We start from the raw sequence: 17105 nt of genomic DNA on the forward strand, positions 1-17105 counted from the left end.
TATTGTATCATAGATTCAGAAAAATTATGGTAAAAATTTCGAAAAATAATCAGCAGTATGGCAGAATGGAAAAATATATTCTATAATCGATGGTAGATAAAATAGATGGAGGAGGAAGATCATGCAGAGTTTTGAATACTATGCGCCTACAGAAATCATATTTGGAAAAGGGGCGGAGGCACAGACTGGTAAAGCTGTGAAAAAGTGGGGAGGCACCAGAGTACTCCTTGTATATGGGGGAGGCAGCGCCAGAAGAAGCGGACTTCTGGAAAGAATCCAAAAAGAACTGGATGATGAAAATATATTCTGGGAGGAACTGGGAGGGGTACAGCCAAATCCCAGACTTTCTCTGGCAGAAGAAGGCGCTAAAAAGGCATTGAAAATCCAGGCAGACTTTATCCTGGCAGTAGGAGGAGGCAGCGCCATTGATACGGCAAAAGGCATTGCACATGGAGCTGCCAATCCTGAACTGGACCTCTGGGATATCTGGACAGAAAAGGTAGAGCTAAAAAAGAGCATTCCCGTAGGCGTAGTGCTTACTATTTCGGCTGCTGGAAGTGAGATGAGTGATTCTGCAGTGCTGACCAATGAGAAGATTGGAAGAAAAAAGGGGCTGAGTACAGAGTTTAACCGGGTAAAATTTGCAGTTATGAATCCGGAGCTTACTTATACCCTGCCGAAATATCAGGTTACCTGCGGCATTGTAGATATTATGATGCACACCCTGGACAGATATTTTACCCACAGCAAGGGAAATGAAATGACCGATGAGATTGCTCAGGGACTACTGAGTACAGTGATCAGAAATGGAAAAAAAGCCTTCGAAAACCAGGAGGACTACCAGGCTATGAGCGAACTGATGTGGTGCGGCAGTCTTTCTCACAACGGCATTACAGGACTTGGTGCAGAAAAGGACTTTGCGCCTCACAAGATTAGTCATGAATTAAGCGCGAAATATGATGTGGCCCATGGTGCCAGTCTTTCTGCTGTCTGGGAGGCCTGGGCCAGGTATGTCTATATGGAAGAGCCGGAACGCTTTGCAAAGTATGCCAGGACTGTATGGGACATCCGGGAAGAAGATCCTGTAAAAGCTGCCTGCCAGGGAATCCAGGCAACGGTAGATTATTTCCGCTCCATTCACATGCCGGTTTCTATTGGAGAACTGGAGATTGGCGTAAGACCCGTGGAAGAGCTGGAAGACATGGCCAGAAGGGCAACGGGAAACGACACTTTCACAGTGGCAAAATTTAAAGAACTTCATGAAAAAGATGTGCTGGAAATATTAAAAAATGCCAATCATTAATTATTGACATATACTAATAATCATCTTATAATAAACATATACCAATAATAAAAGAAAGGAGCCCCTATGCCGAGACCAAATAAACCCAAAAGAGTGAAAAAGCTGCCTTTATGTGACAGATTTTATCCTGAAAAAGGAAAGGGCAGCGTCCATGAAATCCTGATGACTGTGGAAGAATATGAAACGCTGCGGCTCATTGATTATCAGGGACTGACTCAGGAGGCCTGTGCTCTGGAAATGGAAGTAGGGCGGGCCACTGTTCAGGCTATGTATACAGAAACCAGAAAGAAAATCGCCAGATTTCTTATTGAAGGGGCAGCTCTTCATATCTGCGGAGGCAATTACTGTTTGGAGCAGCAGGATAAAGAGAAAGCCGGCAGGGGAGAAAGAGGTGTTTATAAGATGAAAATAGCAGTTACTTATGAAGACGGGCAGGTATTTCAGCACTTTGGACACACGGAACAATTTAAAATCTATGATATAGAAGAAGGAAAAATCCGTTCTGCAGAAATCGTGGATACTGCGGGAAAGGGCCATGGGGCACTGGCAGGATTCTTAAAAGATCTGGGAGTGGAGGTGCTTATCTGCGGCGGAATCGGCGGAGGAGCCAGAAACGCTCTCGCAGAGGCCGGTATCCGTCTGTATCCCGGAGCCTGCGGAGACGCAGATGTACAGGTAGAAGCTTTCTTAAAAGGCAGCTTGAGCTATGACCCTGATACTACTTGCAGCCACCATCATCATGAGGACGGGGAAAGCTGCGGACACCACCACGGCCAGGGAGAAGGATGCGGCCATCATCACAGCCAGGGAGAAGGCTGCGGCGGCGGAAACTGCGGCTGAGCAGCATTCCCGATGTAAGAACAAAAGTTTTGAAGAAATCCCTCTGCATATGGAACAGAGTGAAAATCTGTGTGCAGAGGGATTTTGCTTTTTAATTCCTGGAAGTGCAGTCTTTGCAGCTTGCCTTGCAGGGCATATCAAAACTTGGATTAAAAGCGTAAAAGTTTCTTGAGTCCAGATTTTCCTGGACAGAACGGAGGACTTCCCCGAATCGCTGGAAATGAACGATTTCTCTGGCACGGAGGAAACGGATAGGGTCTAGCACATCGGGGTCATCCACCAGCCGGAGGATGTTGTCATAGGTAGTCCGGGCTTTCTGCTCTGCGGCCATATCTTCAAAAAGATCAGTGATAGGATCTCCCTTGGACTGGAATTCACAGGCGTTAAAAGGAATTCCGCCTGCCGCCTGGGGCCAGATTCCTACGGTGTGGTCCACATAGTAGTCGGCAAAACCGGATTTCTCGATTTCTTCCATAGAAAGATTTCTGGTCAGCTGATGGACAATGGTAGATACCATTTCCAGATGGCCAAGCTCTTCAGTGGCAATGTCATTTAGGGTTCCCATGGCAATACGGTTGGGCATGGTGTAACGCTGGGACAGATAACGCATAGAGGCACCCATCTCGCCGTCAGGGCCCCCTTACATCAGTAACCTATGGGAAGCCTGAAACCCCAGTATTTATGCGGGGTTTCGGGGACTGTAGAGATGGAAAGTCAAGGTATCTTGCTCCTTATCATAGATGATTTCCTCTATTACAGAGCGGATGAAGACACCTTTTGTTTCATTTCCTATCTCAGGATTTTCAATGATATCATATACGGTCTGCACCTTTTTGAGAAAACCTTCCTTTGCGTCCGGGGCGGCAGGAGCTTCCTGGAGCTGAGCGAATTGTTTTTCAAGGCGTTCCCTTTCCTGCAGGAGCCGTTCCTTATTCTCTTTGTATTCCTCCAAGGTATCCACACCAGTTTCATAGGCCATCTTAATGCGCTTCTCCCGGATGGCCAGGCTCTCCAGCTCCTTTTTACACTGGCCCTGGGCGGTAATCTCTGGAGCATCACGTTCTATGTAAGAAAGAGTAAAATCCTGGCCCTTCAGCAGCTTATTCAGATACTCCTCTACACTGCGTATCAGCCGCTTTTCGCCGATTGCTGAGCTTCCCTTGTGAAATCCCTTAGCGTACCGATGACAGACGAAATAGGGGTATTTCCCGGTGTTATAGGAAAGGGAGGCTCCGCAGATAGAGCACTTTACCAGACCGGACAGCCAGTGCCTGCAGGTGGATACGCTGCGGCGCTTCTTGGGAGAATAAGTGTTAGTAATGCGCCTTTGGGCCTCCTGGAACATTTCCGGGGAAATGAAGGTTTCATGCTGGCCCCGGGAAGAAATCCCGTTCCACTCCAATTCCCCTATATAAAACTTATTCTGGAGAATATACATGATATTACGGCGTTCAAACTGGCCGCCTCTTTTGGTGTGAATCCCCATATCGTTGATTTGTCTGGCTATGGCTGTGGGCTCCCTGTGATAATGACAGTACTGCTCAAAGATATAGGAGACCACCCGGGCCTCCTCAGGAATTATCAAAAAAGGAGCTCCGCCGCCAACAGCTTTGTATCCCAGAGGCGGTGAAGATTGATAGCCGCCTCGCAGGGCTTTTTCCGTCATTCCCCGGGAAGTTTCCCCAGATAGGTTGATAGAGTAATATTCGTCCATCCATTCTATAATCCTTTCAATCAGGCTGCCAAAGGGACCTTCTATGAGGGGCTCTGAGGTGCTTACCACTTCAATGCCGCACTGTTTCTTAAGCATGGATTTGTAGACAATGGATTCCTCCTGGTTCCGGGCAAAACGGCTGAACTTCCACACCAAGATAGTCTGGAAGGGAACGGGCTTTGATTTTGCCATGGATATCATTCTTAGAAACTCCGGACGTTTCCTGGCGTTTCTCCCGGATATGCCGTTTTCTATGAAGATATGCTCCTCCTTTACTAGAATTTTATGTTTCCTGGCATAATCCAGCAGTAGCCTCTTCTGGGCGTCAGGAGAGAGTTCCTCCTGTTTGTCTGTGCTGACACGGATATACAGGGCGCCGTCCGTGTAGTTGTCTTGGAGTTCTGCCATGTTTATCATCTCCTCTTTTGAAACTATGTAAAAATAGGTACAAAAATAACAGCCAGCGAACTTTTGTTCCGCTTGCATGACTGCCCCGAAGATGATACAATATTACCGTCCAAAGTAAGCGCATATCTTCGGATATGTATGTAAAGCCGTTCCTGTTGGCGCAGGGGCGGTTTTTATTGTATTATGCGGCTTTATTATAGTCAACAACGGCAAATTCTGTCAGCATGGATTTAAGACCCTCCAGGATTTTTTCAATTTTCTGAAGAGTAACCCCGTTTAGGAATTCTTCACCACACTGAGTACACTTTGTACAAGGTACATTTTTGATAATGATGTAGCAGCCGTTATATTCCGTCATATAAGTGGTTGTGGATTTTTCTACATCACCTTTGCATAAAAAACAAGTCATATCAATTACTCCTTTCTTCTCCGGAAATCAGATTCCCATTTTGCGGGATCTGGATAATAAGCAGTTACAATCCAAAGGGTTCTTAAATCACTTCCAACGACTACATGTAGAAAATGATTTGAAACGGCCATTCCTAAAATAAGACAGCTTGGATACGGATAGTCTGTAGGATATTGCTCTATTATTGTGCCGCTTTTTATACAATTTATGATATCGGAAGTTTTTATACCACGCTGCTCCAAGCGTTTGGCTGCATGGAGAGTGATTTCAAGATTTTCTATAGTACAGATCTTTTTTAAATCTTCAATGTTTAGTTCCATTATATACATCCTTCCTGGTGCTGGCGCACCGGGGTAGTTTTCATGTTTGACAAATTTTTAATTCTTGCCTCTTCTTCCGCTTTGGCCTGAGCTTCCTGTTCAGCTTTAATCCTTGCTTCCTCTTCTGTTTTGGCTTTTGCCTCTTCAGCCACTTTGTCAGTTACAGAGATTTTTACCGTGTTGCTATCTATATCATGGTTAGTAGTAAAGAATAATGCAGCCTCTCCGGGCTCCTTAAATGTAATAACCGCTTTGCCATCAGTATAATCAAGCTCTGCAATCTCATTCGAAGAGAGTTCAAGAGAAGTAATATCGGCATCTGAAAGAGAAGTTGTTATTTTTACCTCTGTTGTTTCTGACACATCAAAGGTATCTTTTCCCCAATCGGCATATATGCTTTCGGGGGAATCAGAAGATGACGGAAACAAAGCAAAAACAATTAAAGAAGTTATAAATACTGCGCCTGAAATTGCTATATTCCGCCTCTTGGTGCCGTACAGATCTTTTCTGATGAGAAAGTATACTAAAAATCCAATAGCCGGTATCCATACAAGGGGATATAACACAATGGCAAAACAAATAGCCAAAAGAGCAAGTAAATAAAATAGGCAGCCACGTTGTTTCCTGTTGTTAGGATCCTCTGGCAAAGCATTGAACCCAGAAGTGCCTTCTGGAGGAAGCGGCGGTGGAGTGGAAGCTTTTCTTTTGGAAGAAGTTTCCGTATAACTTATTCCCGTACCGGGTACACCGACGGTTGTGGTTTTCTTTCCAGTTGAACTTATAGTGTGATGAAACCCTTTTCCGCCAAAAGTAACACTTGTACTTTTCTTATTTAGATTTAGCTTTACCCCAGGAGCAATTTTGATACTTTTTTTAAACCTTAATCCCATAAGAGATTCCCCCCTCTTTTGTAAAATGGCGAAATATGGATTACTTTAAAGAAATTTTCTTAAGCAATAAATTGTTTTTTGTTATATAATTTTGAGAATAGAGAAAATAGCAGTCCCTATCTTTTCTTACAACATCATATAAAAGGATCCCATTAGTTTCATCAAGCGGAATCTCATATGTATTCTCCATAGAAAAATCATTTTTTAGATTTGCACAATAAACAGATGCTCCGTCATAACTTTTTCCGGGATTTTGTACATCACTGCTATAGTATAAACTATATCCTGAAGAAGTTGGAAATACAGAAGCAAGTTCATTATCGGAATCATTTGAAATAATTGTTTTTTTGTTTTCCCAGGTTACGCCATGATCTTTAGAGGAAATTACTTCTAAAGAGGAAGGACCCTTGTCATAAGACTCTTTTTCGAAAATATAATAGAAAATGTCATTGTTAATAACTAAATCACCATCTTCTATATTATTTTTACAAGAGATAATATCAGAAACAAGTGTCCATTCTGAAAGATCCGACGATGTATAACAATGTACTGTGTACAATCCATTTTCAGCATCTGGATTTGAATTATTTACAGTTCCATTGATTTCAATATATGTTAATATCCATATATCGTTATATTTTGTTATGGTAGGATCGATAAGAAGGTTGGTATTATCAAACAACACCTTACTATTCTTAATTTCAAAATCGTCATCAAATTCTGTGAGAAGAATTTGATGGTTAAAACTACCACTGACAATAATCATATCGTCCTCAGATGGGTATAGCCAGTTTACAGGAATATTAGAAAATTTTTTATATACAGTTCCATCGGTATTAAAAAGAACAAGCTCACCGTCCGAACCAGCAGCTATTTTATTACAGAACATTTTGGCATCCCCGACTTTGGGCGATGTGATATTAGCCACTAGCGAAACAGATGCATTGCTTTGAAAAACCGTATTTGATGTTTGGTTGGGGCCTTCTCTTTCATTGGATGCCCCTTGGTCGAGATTAGATTGAGAATAGTCTCCTTTTTGAGCAAACTCGTGGAAGTTGCATGCTATTGTTGAGGCAGAAAAACATAGGATCAATAAGAGAATTAAAAATTTCTTTTTCATAAAATTCCTTCCCTATATAATTGGTTGTGTATTAAAATGGTTTAGCCGTGTGCAAAAAATTTAACTAAATCAGCGCTGCACTGCTTATCATAATCGCCATTTTCTATATGGCTCATTTCATGATGGTAAGATAATAAATGTTGATAGTGGGTATGCCTGGAACTTAAAATTATATTGTATGTACCATCCGGTGAAACCACGGTATATGCTTTTATAGAACATGGTAGGTCGGCTAATGATACATTAACAACCGGTGTCATTGGAATCACCCCTTACACGGTCAATCATTTCTTTAACAAATTCGATATCTTCTTTTTTTACTTTCCGTGAAGCATCAAATAATACTTTGTATTCTGGATGTTTAAACATGAATTCTGCCATTTCTCTAGCTTCATCATTAAAATAGTAGGAAGATTCGGGTAGTACGGTTGTCTTGTTAGTTCTTCCTAATAAATAATCAATATCTACATTAAAAAAATCAGCTATAGCTTCTAATGTCTCAAAATCGGGTTCCCGAGCGCCTGTTTCGTACATACCTATAGTGCTTCGTGAAATACCTATTTTATCCGCAAACTCTTGTTGCGTGTATCCGCTAGACTGTCGTAAAGCTTTAAATATTTTACTGAAATCGCCCATATTTGAAACCTCCTTATATACATATTATCACAAAACGTGGTAAAAGTAAATGAAAAGTGTCACATAATGTGAAGAAAGATATTGACAATATGAGAGATGAGTGATATATTATGGCTAGTCACAAAAAGTGACAAAAGAAAGGAGGAGCAAATGGAAGGATTCGGGAAAAAACTTACTGAGTTAAGAGGAGATAAAACTCAGGAAGAGGTAGCGAAAGATATCGGAATAGCTACATCTACACTTGGAATGTATGAAACTGAAAAACGAGTGCCCAGAGATTCTATAAAAATTAAATTGGCAAAATATTATAAAAGAAGCGTACAAGAAATTTTTTTATTTAAATTGTCACGAAATGAGACAAAAAGTGGCACATTACATGTAATTACAATATTAAGAGAAGCAGGAGGTGAAAACATGAGGTTTCTTGTATTCGTAGCTGCCGTCCTTACACTAGCCATAGCCGGGATAGCAGTATGGTGGATATGGAATAAGGCATTTATATCCATCAAAAGAAGAGAAAACGCTTTTGATGTGGAAAAGGAAGCTTACAAAAAAATGAAGAAGAAAGTAAAGGAGAATAAGAATGAGTAAGAAATCTTCAATAATAGCTGGAATCATTATCGGAATAGCTGCTATCGCTGGAGGGATCTATATAGCTATGTCGTTGACAAGCGTAGATCAGGGAGAAGTTGGGGTAGTCTGGTCAGTCCAAAACGGAGTACAGGAAAAAACTCTTGGTCCAGGGATTCATTTTGTAGGACCGTTTAACCGTGTGGAAAATTTTCCAGTATCGCAGCAGCAGCTTGTGCTCAGCAACAATGCAGCAGATTTCAATGAAAAGAAACTGGAAAAAGATACTCATGTTGACGCTCCAGCAGATGGCGGAATGGTAAAGATGAATATGACTGTCAACTATAATTTCATACCGGAAAAAGTGACCAGCGTATATGAAAAATTTAACGGCATGGACGGAAACCAGATCGTGGAATCTAAGGTGAAAAATTCCATACTTGCATACATAAAAGAAGTCACGCCACAGTTTTCTGTCATGGACATCTACTCAGACAAACGAGCAGAGGTCGGACAGGCCATTACTGAATATTTGAACGCAAAATTAGGAGAAGAGTATGGAATGGAAGTTTCCTCCGCTCTGATCATAGATGTGCAGCTTGATGAGGAGCTTCAGACCAAGGTACAGGCAAAAGAACAGGCAAAGCAGGACGCAGAGAAAGCGGAACTGGATAAGCAGACCGCTATTGCTCAGGGAGAAGCCGACAAAGCAAAAGCGGAAGCGGATAAGGCGGTTACAATTACAAATGCAGAGGCTGAAGCTGAAGCGAACCGGATTAAGGCTGCATCTATTACAGACGAACTTATTAAAATGACAGAAGCTGAAGCCCGGAAGGAACATGGCTGGGTAACTGTCCAGGGAGCAGACACAGTAGTTACAGATTCAACTGAAAAATAGGATAGCGGAGCATAAGCTCCGCCTGTAATGCAGGCAAGGGCGGTCACAACCCCGTGTAAATGCAGAGTGCAGAAAACTTCCAGGAACATATTGTGTTTAGATATGAACCTGGACAACGTACATTACATACCCTAAAACAGAGGTGATTCAATGCAAATAATCAGCGAAATTAAAGTAAATGGAAAATGGGTAAATCAAGACCAGCTCCCGGAAGAAATGGTGGCAAAAATTGTAGCCGAGACAATCTGCCGGGCCGGAAGGGCGGTTGGATTTGAAACTAAGCTTAAGAAAAAGACCGCCTGAGGCGGGAAAGGAGGGACAAGCATTGCATAGGACAAGCATCACGGAGGCAGCATTATTGACAGCCCTGGCGTTCAACACAGTATTTCGCATCCCGCCGGAGGACGGAATATTCACGCAGATTTTAGGAGTAACAATTATATTTGGCGCAATACTGTGGTTGATAGAAGTTGCCCGGGACTGGGAAGAGAGGAGGCGAAAAAAGTGTGAAAAGCAAAACAGTATTCAAAATGGAGGAAATGCTGCGTGATGAATGCAGCGAATATATTAAAAATCGTAATCTACCACGAAACAAAACCATGGAACTCTGCGTTAAAGCCTTCATGGCGGTATGTGATTACAAAGAAGCATTGAAAAAAGAAGAGGTCCGCCGGGCTGGCACCCAAACGGACGTTAAATAGTTTAGCACGCCTTTATTATAAGGCGAGTAAGGAGAAAATGCAATGGGAGAATTTGCCGATTTAAGCAAAGATTTAATTCCTGTATTTCACAAGATTGAGGAAATAAAAGCACGATATGGAATCACTTCTCTGTCGCTGGAGAGCTTTCACACCATAGATCAGTTCTACGGCTCCCATGGAGGAAAGGAACACTTTATGGGATGCCGCCGGCGGGACAGGAGCGGAAACCTTGAAATACCATTCATACAAAAATAGAAGCCCGGAGGCCGAAACCTCCGGGCAAGCCATATAGGCTACTCATCACAGGACAAGTATAGCATATATGGCCGAAAAAAAACAACGGGCGAATGCCCGTTTTAGACTTGCTAAGTTTATTACTGTTTCAACCAGGAGGACAGAATATGCCGTACATGAAGATGATATGCAAGGCAGGGAAGACAAAGGAGATTGCCAAGTTTTATACATATTGGCTGCAGCCAAAGGGACAAAAGAGAAGGCCCCGGGTAAACCCCACAACGGAGCAGCAAAGAAAAATCAACGACAGGCACTTGGTAAAAAGACTGACAAGGCTGTTGAACGCAAATTTTAATGGAGAGTGCTGGTATGTGACCTTCAGCTACCGAAAGGAAGACAGACCGCAGGATGCGAAGCTTTTGCATAAGCAGGAACAGAAACTCCTGCGGGATCTTAGAAAAGTATACAAAAAGGAAAAACGGATTCTAAAGTACATCTGGACCGCAGAAGTGGGAACAAGAGGAGCTGCCCATATACATATGGTACTCAGCCCTATTGACGCCAGAAAGATAAGGGATGTATGGCCATATGGATATACAACGTTAAAGCCAATGGAGAGAAATGGGCAATATCGAAGGCTGGCGGAATACTTCATCAAGTACTTTCAAAAGACCAGAGATACAGACGAACAGCTTCAGAAAAAATCTTACAATCCCAGCAAGAACTTGATTCGCCCTGTGCCGAAAAAACAGCCAATGAAGGGGAATAGGTTTTCCCGGGAAATAAAAATTCCCCCAGGCTGGTATCTGGATAAAGACAGTCTTAGGGAAGGATTTACGGCGGACGGCTACGAATTTATCTATTACACGCTGATTAAGGAGGGAGGATAAAATGCGGAAGGTATGGACAGCCCTTCTGGATTACAGATGACGAAGAAAAGATGATATTGAAATACCTGGGCTGTGGCGAACCGGGGACACACCGATCTATATCCGGAGCAATAAATGACTGGCAGACGGCGGCAATGCACCGTAAAGAACTCCAGGAAATTGATTATGTCATGAACCAGGTGACAGAGACGCCGGCGGACTTTGGCCAATAAGCCCTATGGTGGTGGCGTTTTGTGTGTCTTCATATTGGATACCGTGGCCTAAAATAGAAGGAAGCAATGACTGGATAGGATTTTGGGGCTCATACTTAGGAGCCATTATTGGTGGAGCAATTACGTTAATAGTTCTTTGGAAGACTATAGTATCAAATCGACAGGAAAGAGAACAACAAGAAAAGTTAGAATTTTTTCATAAAATTATAAATGAAGCTACTTATTTAGATATGTATCCTAAAAAAATTATATCTTCATTAGTAAAAGGGAATAAAGGACAATATTTCTCAGATTTACTGGAATATAATAGAAAAGTTTTAGAACTTCAGCTTATCCTTGAAATTGAAGATGAAAGAAACAAGTATGAAGATATTGGAAGCCTTATTAAAAAAATAAAAGATAATTTAGATGTCACAGAAACACTGTTAAAACATAGGGACTTTGAGGATGAAAAAGAGACTCAAAAGTTTTTAGAAGAACAACAACTAGCAGAACGGACAAGTAATGCAATATTGTTTGAGGTGAAAAAATTTGTTATAAAAAATAAAAAGGGCTAAATATAGGAAGATTTTATTCATGATAAATATTTATATCAAAAAAAACTCCCCGGAAGCCCTCCGGGGAGTACATATTGTGTCATCTTCTTAATCAATTCTCATTCACATTTAAAATAAGTAGAAAAACCGTTCTAGGTTACGGGAGTAAGGGCCCCCATATTGCGTAAGAATGATCTTGGCAATCTTTGCATTAGGCGTTTTAATATGAACAGGATATTGTAAACGTTTTTCATAATTCCACATAATTCAGCACACTCCTTCCCATGGCCAGGGTTCCAGGACCCAGTCCCATTGCCTGCTGCAGGCATCATCTCCAGTATCAATGGTCAGGGGACCGTACTGGGCGGCATATTCTTTCAGGGCCTCGTTCCGGACCATTACTTTTTCCTTAAAAAATTCAAGAGCCTTTTCGTCCTCAGGATGAGTGTCCAGATAAAGCTTTATGTCATCTACTGCAAAGCTGACCTCGTTGATGGTATTTAACAGCTGCTCTCTGGAATATCTGCAATTTTTATTCATCTGCAGCCACCTCGCTTTCCACAAAAAGGTTTGCACAGTTCCGGAAAGATGGTTCCCATCTGCAGGCCTTTACACAAAGAGAAAGTATTGGAAAATTTCTGACAGGGCACATAGGCCATTGTCAGGGGAAGTTCATCTGCATGGGTGTAAATGCAGGTGTCTTCAATCTTATCCGAACTGCCTGAAGAAGGTTGGCAGCCCCAGGAGGGAGACATTTCCCTGGGGCTGATGCGGCAGGAACGGGAAGCTGTATAATTCATTCTGCAATTATCCATTTTTAAACCTCTCAGATCTATCAGCAGAAATATATCTGCCCGAATATTACAGTAATATTTTATGAGACTCTGCATAAAATGTGAAAATCGGATGTCTGTCTTTCTGTTTGCATAAGCCAGTCTGTTTTTGTTAAAATAATGTAAAGATACCAAAAAGGCGGACAGACTTATGAAAAGAATTTTGAAACACACATGGAAAGCAGTCAGACACAATCTGGGAAACCTGCTGCTTTTTGAGACAGGCTATCGTATCCTGACTTTTTTCCTGACCATGCAGATTATAGAAAAGGCAGTGGATATCTCTCTGAAACATCAGGGATTCAGTTATCTTACTGCGGAAAATTACGGGGAGTTTATTAAAAGTCCCTGGACCATACTGCTGTTTCTTGGAGCTTTTGCGGTACTGCTGTTGTTTTTTCTCATAGAGGCCTCGGCGCTGCTCTGGGGTTTCCAGCATTCAGCAGCAAAAAGAAAACTTTATGCAAGTGATTTTTTTATAGAAGGGTTAAAAGGAGTTCTGAGACTCCTCAGACAGAGAAAATTTCTGTGGATTTTCTGGGCAGCTCTGTCCGTTCCTTTTCTTAGCGCCTGTTTTCTGGTGCTGGAGGCTTCCTATGTAGGGCTTCTGGAATTTACGGCAAGAGAGATTTATCAGACAGTGACTCCCCATGGCCTTCTGTATCTGTTTCTGGCAATCCTGCTTCTGATCTCCGGCTGTTCCGTATTCGCTCTTCCCTATTGTTTTTTGGAAAGTGAAAAAAGTCTTGCTGGAATCGGAAAGGGAATCCATCTACTGAAAAAACGCTGGAAACTTATTCTCAGAGGAGGCGTTATCCTTTATCTGATCTTGGCTGTCATTGGAGCGGCATTTTATCTTCTGACCACTGTGGGCATAACCGGAGCTGTTATGCTGCTCAGGCCGGAAGAAGGAAAGATTACAAGTGTGCTGATCTATAAAGAATACATTCATATGGCTATGGGAGTTTTTGCAGGAGGCCTTCAGATGATAGGCAGTCTGGCCTTTGTTTATGCAGTCTATTCCCGCTTTCACAGGCAGAAAAATGAGGATGTTCCCCTCTGCAGACTGGTACGCAGCTACAGCTGGCTTTCCAAACTGGGGCGGCGCAGAGCAGCCGCCTTTCTGACCATATTATTTGTGGGAATGGAAGGGGGATATCTGGCAGCCACGGCAGTGAGTCACGATACGGTTCTGGAAAGTCTGAACGCAGATGCAAATATTACCGCCCACCGGGGCGGAGCTCTCAGAGCACCGGAAAATACTCTCAGTGCCCTGGAGTATACCTGGGAATGTGGAGCAGACTCTGCAGAAATTGACGTGCAGGAAACGAAAGACGGAGTACTGATCCTGCTCCATGATGATTCTCTTGAAAGAATTACAGGCGTAGATAAGAAAGTCTGGGAGATGACCTACCAGGAGATCAGCCAGTTGGATGCAGGAAGTTCTTTCGGAGAGGATTTTAAAGGGGAAAAAATCCCCACTTTGGAAGATGTATTAAAATTTTGCTATGGAAGACTGGACTTAAACATAGAGATTAAGTATAATGGTAAAAATAAGGGGATTGTTCAGAGAGTGATCCAGGTGATCAGGGAGAATGATTTTCAGGAGCACTGCGTGGTCACATCTATGAGTTATCAGTTCCTGGAACAGATAAAAGAAACTGCGCCTGAAATCGGGACAGGCTATATTATGACAATGAGCTATGGGAGTATTTCCCAGGCTGAAGCTGCAGATTTTTTCAGTGTCCGATATGATTATGTGACAGAGAGATTTGTGAGAGAGGCTCATGCTTTGGGAAAAGAGGTTCATGCCTGGACGGTAAATTACAGGGGGAATATAAAACGGATGCTGGACATGGGGGTTGACAATATAATCACAGATGATCCTGTTCTGGTCCGTAAGGTGCAGAATCAGGAGAGCGGTACGAAGACAGGTTTTGCAGAACTGTTGGAGTATGCCCTTGGAATTTAAGCGGGAGGGTAAATAATGCCAAAAAAAAATAAAAAACAGGCGGCAAAACCAAGATATTATGATTATAATCTGGTTGCTATTGTAATTCTGCTGACCTGTTTCGGCCTGGTCATGCTTTACAGCACCAGTGCCTATACTTCTCAGGTAAACTATGAAAACGATATGCGTTTTTTTGGACGTCAGGCCATAATCAGTATAGCCAGTATCCTGGGAGCGCTGCTTATATCCAGATTAGACTATCATGTCCTTTATTATATCAGCGGCGGAATTTATGTGCTCTCTTTGATATTGATGCTTTTGGTTAAATATTCGCCTTTAGGCGTAGAGGTAAACGGCGCCAGAAGATGGCTGACGGTTATTCCGGGGACTGCCCTGCAGTTTCAGCCCTCGGAACTGGCAAAGATCGCAGCTATTACCTTTATTCCCTGTCTGATCATAAAGATGGGAAAGAATGTAAAGACTCTCCGGGGCTCTGTTTTTCTTCTGTGTACAGGCGGTCTTTTGGCAATGGGAGCTTTCCTGCTTACAGAAAATTTAAGTACAGGAATTATTATAGGGGCGATTACCGTAATTATGATTTTCATTGCACATCCAAAGACCAGGCCCTTTATAATTATGGGCGGTATTCTGGCAGTTCTGGTGGTTGTGGGCAGGGTTGTCCTTCAGACAGTGCTGAAGGATGCGGTGATCGACACAGAAAATCTGAGCAGTTTCCGTCTGGGGCGTATCCTGGTATGGCTGAATCCGGAACAGTATTCCAGTGAAGGAGGATACCAGATCATGCAGGCTCTGTACGCCATCGGAAGCGGAGGTTTTTTTGGAAAGGGACTGGGAAACAGTGTGCAGAAACTGGGGCCTGTGCCCGAGGCCCAGAATGACATGATTTTTTCTATCGTGTGTGAGGAACTGGGAGTTTTCGGCGGATTGATAGTTCTTATCCTGTTTGCCTACCTGCTGTACCGTCTGTTTTTTATTGCGGAGAATGCTCCGGATTTTTATGGGTCCCTGGTAGTTGGGGGGATCATGATACATATTGCCCTTCAGGTGATATTGAATATCTGTGTGGTACTGAACTGGATTCCTACAACGGGAATCACCCTTCCTTTCATCAGTTATGGAGGTACGTCAATCCTGTTTTTGATGCTGGAAATCGCCATTGCTTTAAGCATCTCCAGGCAAATTAAATTTACGGAATAAAAAGGGTTGACAAATATAGGGAAAGAAGATATACTTTGAGCATCAAAGTATTCATGACAGCAAAATTCCCATTGGGGATTGAATAATGTAATTTAAAGGAGATAGGAAATCATGTTAGAAAAAATGAAAGAGATCATTGCAGAGCAGTTAAACTGTGACGCAGAAAGCATTACTCTGGAGACATCTTTTAAAGAAGATTTAGGAGCTGACTCCTTAGACCTGTTTGAGCTGGTTATGGCTCTGGAAGATGAATACTCTGTTGAGATTCCTTCCGAGGAATTACAGGATCTGACAACTGTAGGTGCAGTAGTTGACTATCTGAAAACAAAAGGCGTAGAAGAATAAAACAATAGACGGGATCCTTTGAAACCGGCTGTTGTCAGGAATTAAAAACAAGATGGGAGGCCGCAACAGCGTGCTTCCTATTCTTTTAGATAAATACTTTGTTAATCAAAATATTTGGAGATATAAGGAAGGTAAGAACATGGGAAAAACAGCATTTATTTTCCCTGGCCAGGGTGCCCAGTATGTGGGTATGGGCAGGGATTTTTATGAGACATTTCCTGTATGCAGAGAAGTAATAGATAAAGCCTCAGAGATTTCCGGACTGGATCTGAAGACAATCTGTTTTGAGGAGAATGAGAAGATCAATATTACAGAATATACCCAGATCGCCATGCTGGCGGTAGAGACTGCCATCTTAAAGGCTCTGGAGGAAAGAGGGATCATTCCCGATGCAGCAGGAGGACTGAGCCTTGGAGAATATGGAGCACTGATCGCATCTAAAGCCATGACTATGGAGGATGCTTTTGCAGTAGTAAGAAAAAGAGGAATCTTTATGCAGGAGGCAGTTCCTACGGGGGGAGCCATGTCGGCAGTCCTGGGAACAGAGGCTTCTGTGATTGAAAAAATCTGTCAGGAGACAGAAGGGATCGTATCCATTGCCAACTATAACTGTCCGGGACAGATTGTAATCACCGGAGAGGCTCAGTCAGTAGAAAAAGCTTCCGAAGCCCTTAAAGCAGCAGGTGCTAAGAGGGTGATACCTCTGAAGGTTTCCGGACCGTTCCATTCCAAAATGCTTACAGGTGCAGGGGAAAAACTGGGAGAGGTTCTTAAGGATGTGGTCCTTCAGGAGGTGGAGGTTCCTTACACCACCAATGTTACTGCACAGTACGTAAAGAATAAGGAAGAAATCAAAGACCTTCTGGTGGCTCAGGTTTCTTCTTCTGTACGCTGGCAGCAGTGTGTAGAGACTATGATTGCCGACGGCGTGGATACTTTTGTAGAGATCGGCCCGGGAAAAACCTTAAGTGGTTTTATGAGGAAGATTAACCGGAATGTGAAAGTGATCAACATTCAGACTGTGGAAGACTTTGAAAAGGCTGTGGAAGAACTGCAGCAGGAAATGTGAGGGATAGA

General features: G+C 42.7%; 22 protein-coding genes and 2 pseudogenes. 14 read left to right on the top strand and 10 right to left on the bottom strand.

The window, feature by feature from the left end; genetic code table 11:
- Positions 1-121: 121 nt before the first annotated feature.
- Both B5G00_RS01590 and B5G00_RS01595 read left to right on the top strand, forming a co-directional pair.
- Positions 122-1303, top strand: a complete 1182-nt coding sequence (locus B5G00_RS01590; RefSeq protein ID WP_087267445.1) for an iron-containing alcohol dehydrogenase — start codon at positions 122-124, stop codon at positions 1301-1303.
- Between the two features lie 66 nt (positions 1304-1369).
- Positions 1370-2143 (top strand): NifB/NifX family molybdenum-iron cluster-binding protein, encoded by a 774-nt coding sequence (locus B5G00_RS01595; protein WP_087267448.1) that lies wholly within the window; start codon positions 1370-1372, stop codon positions 2141-2143.
- Between the two features lie 91 nt (positions 2144-2234).
- Here B5G00_RS01595 and B5G00_RS01600 read toward each other — a convergent pair.
- The 7 genes and pseudogenes from B5G00_RS01600 to B5G00_RS01630 all read right to left on the bottom strand — a co-directional run.
- Positions 2235-2783: pseudogene (locus B5G00_RS01600) on the bottom strand (manganese catalase family protein); the annotation flags it as partial.
- Positions 2784-2822: 39 nt separating this feature from the next.
- Positions 2823-4265, bottom strand: coding sequence for a recombinase family protein (locus B5G00_RS01605; RefSeq protein WP_087267450.1), 1443 nt, complete (start codon positions 4263-4265; stop codon positions 2823-2825).
- A gap of 181 nt (positions 4266-4446) precedes the next feature.
- On the bottom strand, positions 4447-4674 hold the full coding sequence (locus B5G00_RS01610) for a type II toxin-antitoxin system MqsA family antitoxin (protein WP_087267453.1): 228 nt from the start codon (positions 4672-4674) through the stop codon (positions 4447-4449).
- A 5-nt stretch (positions 4675-4679) separates the two neighbouring features.
- Positions 4680-4994 (bottom strand): DUF4258 domain-containing protein, encoded by a 315-nt coding sequence (locus B5G00_RS01615; protein ID WP_087267456.1) that lies wholly within the window; start codon positions 4992-4994, stop codon positions 4680-4682.
- Positions 4994-5884, bottom strand: coding sequence for a DUF4236 domain-containing protein (locus tag B5G00_RS01620; protein ID WP_087267459.1), 891 nt, complete (start codon positions 5882-5884; stop codon positions 4994-4996). The genes B5G00_RS01615 and B5G00_RS01620 overlap by 1 nt, the downstream gene beginning before the upstream one ends.
- Positions 5885-5924: 40 nt before the next feature.
- Positions 5925-7004: a hypothetical protein gene (locus B5G00_RS01625; RefSeq protein WP_087267462.1), complete on the bottom strand. Its 1080-nt coding sequence runs from the start codon at positions 7002-7004 to the stop codon at positions 5925-5927.
- 243 nt (positions 7005-7247) lie between these two features.
- On the bottom strand, positions 7248-7640 hold the full coding sequence (locus B5G00_RS01630) for a helix-turn-helix domain-containing protein (protein WP_087267465.1): 393 nt from the start codon (positions 7638-7640) through the stop codon (positions 7248-7250).
- A gap of 150 nt (positions 7641-7790) precedes the next feature.
- Between B5G00_RS01630 and B5G00_RS01635 the strand changes: the two genes are divergently transcribed.
- From B5G00_RS01635 to B5G00_RS01660, 8 genes are all read left to right on the top strand, one after another.
- Positions 7791-8231 (top strand): helix-turn-helix transcriptional regulator, encoded by a 441-nt coding sequence (locus B5G00_RS01635; RefSeq protein ID WP_087267468.1) that lies wholly within the window; start codon positions 7791-7793, stop codon positions 8229-8231.
- Positions 8224-9108, top strand: a complete 885-nt coding sequence (locus B5G00_RS01640; protein WP_087267471.1) for a prohibitin family protein — start codon at positions 8224-8226, stop codon at positions 9106-9108. Before B5G00_RS01635 ends, B5G00_RS01640 begins: the two co-directional genes overlap by 8 nt.
- A gap of 150 nt (positions 9109-9258) precedes the next feature.
- Positions 9259-9411, top strand: coding sequence for a hypothetical protein (locus B5G00_RS18835; RefSeq protein WP_158229557.1), 153 nt, complete (start codon positions 9259-9261; stop codon positions 9409-9411).
- A 203-nt stretch (positions 9412-9614) separates the two neighbouring features.
- Positions 9615-9809 (top strand): hypothetical protein, encoded by a 195-nt coding sequence (locus B5G00_RS18570; RefSeq protein ID WP_140403102.1) that lies wholly within the window; start codon positions 9615-9617, stop codon positions 9807-9809.
- 42 nt (positions 9810-9851) lie between these two features.
- Positions 9852-10064, top strand: a complete 213-nt coding sequence (locus B5G00_RS01650) for a hypothetical protein (protein ID WP_087267477.1) — start codon at positions 9852-9854, stop codon at positions 10062-10064.
- A 146-nt stretch (positions 10065-10210) separates the two neighbouring features.
- Positions 10211-10933 carry a rolling circle replication-associated protein gene (locus B5G00_RS01655; protein WP_087267480.1) on the top strand — a complete coding sequence of 241 codons (723 nt, stop codon included), beginning with the start codon at positions 10211-10213 and terminating at the stop codon, positions 10931-10933.
- 50 nt (positions 10934-10983) lie between these two features.
- Positions 10984-11145, top strand: coding sequence for a hypothetical protein (locus tag B5G00_RS18840; protein WP_158229556.1), 162 nt, complete (start codon positions 10984-10986; stop codon positions 11143-11145).
- A gap of 23 nt (positions 11146-11168) precedes the next feature.
- Entirely contained in the window at positions 11169-11702 is a 534-nt protein-coding gene (locus B5G00_RS01660) for a hypothetical protein (RefSeq protein ID WP_143276485.1), read from the top strand.
- A 147-nt stretch (positions 11703-11849) separates the two neighbouring features.
- On the opposite strand, the pseudogene B5G00_RS19730 reads toward B5G00_RS01660, so the two are convergent.
- The 3 genes and pseudogenes from B5G00_RS19730 to B5G00_RS01675 form a co-directional block, all read right to left on the bottom strand.
- Positions 11850-11945, bottom strand: a pseudogene (locus B5G00_RS19730) (manganese catalase family protein); the annotation flags it as partial.
- A 3-nt stretch (positions 11946-11948) separates the two neighbouring features.
- On the bottom strand, positions 11949-12221 hold the full coding sequence (locus B5G00_RS01670) for a spore coat protein CotJB (RefSeq protein WP_087267489.1): 273 nt from the start codon (positions 12219-12221) through the stop codon (positions 11949-11951).
- The gene (locus B5G00_RS01675) at positions 12218-12496 is read right to left on the bottom strand and encodes a spore coat associated protein CotJA (RefSeq protein WP_242971247.1); all 279 of its coding nucleotides are present in this window, start codon (positions 12494-12496) and stop codon (positions 12218-12220) included. Before B5G00_RS01675 ends, B5G00_RS01670 begins: the two co-directional genes overlap by 4 nt.
- Before the next feature lie 169 nt (positions 12497-12665).
- Between B5G00_RS01675 and B5G00_RS01680 the strand changes: the two genes are divergently transcribed.
- From B5G00_RS01680 to fabD, 4 genes are all read left to right on the top strand, one after another.
- Entirely contained in the window at positions 12666-14486 is a 1821-nt protein-coding gene (locus B5G00_RS01680) for a glycerophosphodiester phosphodiesterase (RefSeq protein ID WP_087267492.1), read from the top strand.
- 15 nt (positions 14487-14501) lie between these two features.
- On the top strand, positions 14502-15683 hold the full coding sequence (locus B5G00_RS01685) for an FtsW/RodA/SpoVE family cell cycle protein (protein ID WP_204247311.1): 1182 nt from the start codon (positions 14502-14504) through the stop codon (positions 15681-15683).
- 111 nt (positions 15684-15794) lie between these two features.
- The gene (gene acpP, locus B5G00_RS01690; RefSeq protein ID WP_087267500.1) at positions 15795-16028 is read left to right on the top strand and encodes an acyl carrier protein; all 234 of its coding nucleotides are present in this window, start codon (positions 15795-15797) and stop codon (positions 16026-16028) included.
- Between the two features lie 139 nt (positions 16029-16167).
- Positions 16168-17097, top strand: a complete 930-nt coding sequence (gene fabD / locus B5G00_RS01695; RefSeq protein WP_087267676.1) for an ACP S-malonyltransferase — start codon at positions 16168-16170, stop codon at positions 17095-17097.
- Positions 17098-17105: the final 8 nt, after the last annotated feature.

This window comes from Blautia sp. An46, assembly GCF_002161645.1.
GTDB classification, from domain to species: Bacteria; Bacillota; Clostridia; order Lachnospirales; family Lachnospiraceae; genus Blautia; species Blautia ornithocaccae.

Excerpts from the sequence above, each read along its gene's own strand:
- B5G00_RS01655 (WP_087267480.1), top strand. The coding sequence starts at position 10,211 with ATGCCGTACATGAAGATGATATGCAAGGCAGGGAAGACAAAGGAGATT.
- B5G00_RS01590 (WP_087267445.1), top strand. The coding sequence starts at position 122 with ATGCAGAGTTTTGAATACTATGCGCCTACAGAAATCATATTTGGAAAA.
- B5G00_RS01620 (WP_087267459.1), bottom strand. The coding sequence starts at position 5,884 with ATGGGATTAAGGTTTAAAAAAAGTATCAAAATTGCTCCTGGGGTAAAG.
- B5G00_RS01615 (WP_087267456.1), bottom strand. The coding sequence starts at position 4,994 with ATGGAACTAAACATTGAAGATTTAAAAAAGATCTGTACTATAGAAAAT.
- B5G00_RS01640 (WP_087267471.1), top strand. The coding sequence starts at position 8,224 with ATGAGTAAGAAATCTTCAATAATAGCTGGAATCATTATCGGAATAGCT.
- B5G00_RS01630 (WP_087267465.1), bottom strand. The coding sequence starts at position 7,640 with ATGGGCGATTTCAGTAAAATATTTAAAGCTTTACGACAGTCTAGCGGA.
- B5G00_RS01605 (WP_087267450.1), bottom strand. The coding sequence starts at position 4,265 with ATGGCAGAACTCCAAGACAACTACACGGACGGCGCCCTGTATATCCGT.
- B5G00_RS01595 (WP_087267448.1), top strand. The coding sequence starts at position 1,370 with ATGCCGAGACCAAATAAACCCAAAAGAGTGAAAAAGCTGCCTTTATGT.
- B5G00_RS01635 (WP_087267468.1), top strand. The coding sequence starts at position 7,791 with ATGGAAGGATTCGGGAAAAAACTTACTGAGTTAAGAGGAGATAAAACT.
- B5G00_RS01625 (WP_087267462.1), bottom strand. The coding sequence starts at position 7,004 with ATGAAAAAGAAATTTTTAATTCTCTTATTGATCCTATGTTTTTCTGCC.
- fabD (WP_087267676.1), top strand. The coding sequence starts at position 16,168 with ATGGGAAAAACAGCATTTATTTTCCCTGGCCAGGGTGCCCAGTATGTG.
- B5G00_RS01650 (WP_087267477.1), top strand. The coding sequence starts at position 9,852 with ATGGGAGAATTTGCCGATTTAAGCAAAGATTTAATTCCTGTATTTCAC.
- B5G00_RS01670 (WP_087267489.1), bottom strand. The coding sequence starts at position 12,221 with ATGAATAAAAATTGCAGATATTCCAGAGAGCAGCTGTTAAATACCATC.
- B5G00_RS01685 (WP_204247311.1), top strand. The coding sequence starts at position 14,502 with ATGCCAAAAAAAAATAAAAAACAGGCGGCAAAACCAAGATATTATGAT.
- B5G00_RS01610 (WP_087267453.1), bottom strand. The coding sequence starts at position 4,674 with ATGACTTGTTTTTTATGCAAAGGTGATGTAGAAAAATCCACAACCACT.
- acpP (WP_087267500.1), top strand. The coding sequence starts at position 15,795 with ATGTTAGAAAAAATGAAAGAGATCATTGCAGAGCAGTTAAACTGTGAC.
- B5G00_RS01675 (WP_242971247.1), bottom strand. The coding sequence starts at position 12,496 with ATGGATAATTGCAGAATGAATTATACAGCTTCCCGTTCCTGCCGCATC.
- B5G00_RS18835 (WP_158229557.1), top strand. The coding sequence starts at position 9,259 with ATGCAAATAATCAGCGAAATTAAAGTAAATGGAAAATGGGTAAATCAA.
- B5G00_RS18840 (WP_158229556.1), top strand. The coding sequence starts at position 10,984 with ATGATATTGAAATACCTGGGCTGTGGCGAACCGGGGACACACCGATCT.
- B5G00_RS01680 (WP_087267492.1), top strand. The coding sequence starts at position 12,666 with ATGAAAAGAATTTTGAAACACACATGGAAAGCAGTCAGACACAATCTG.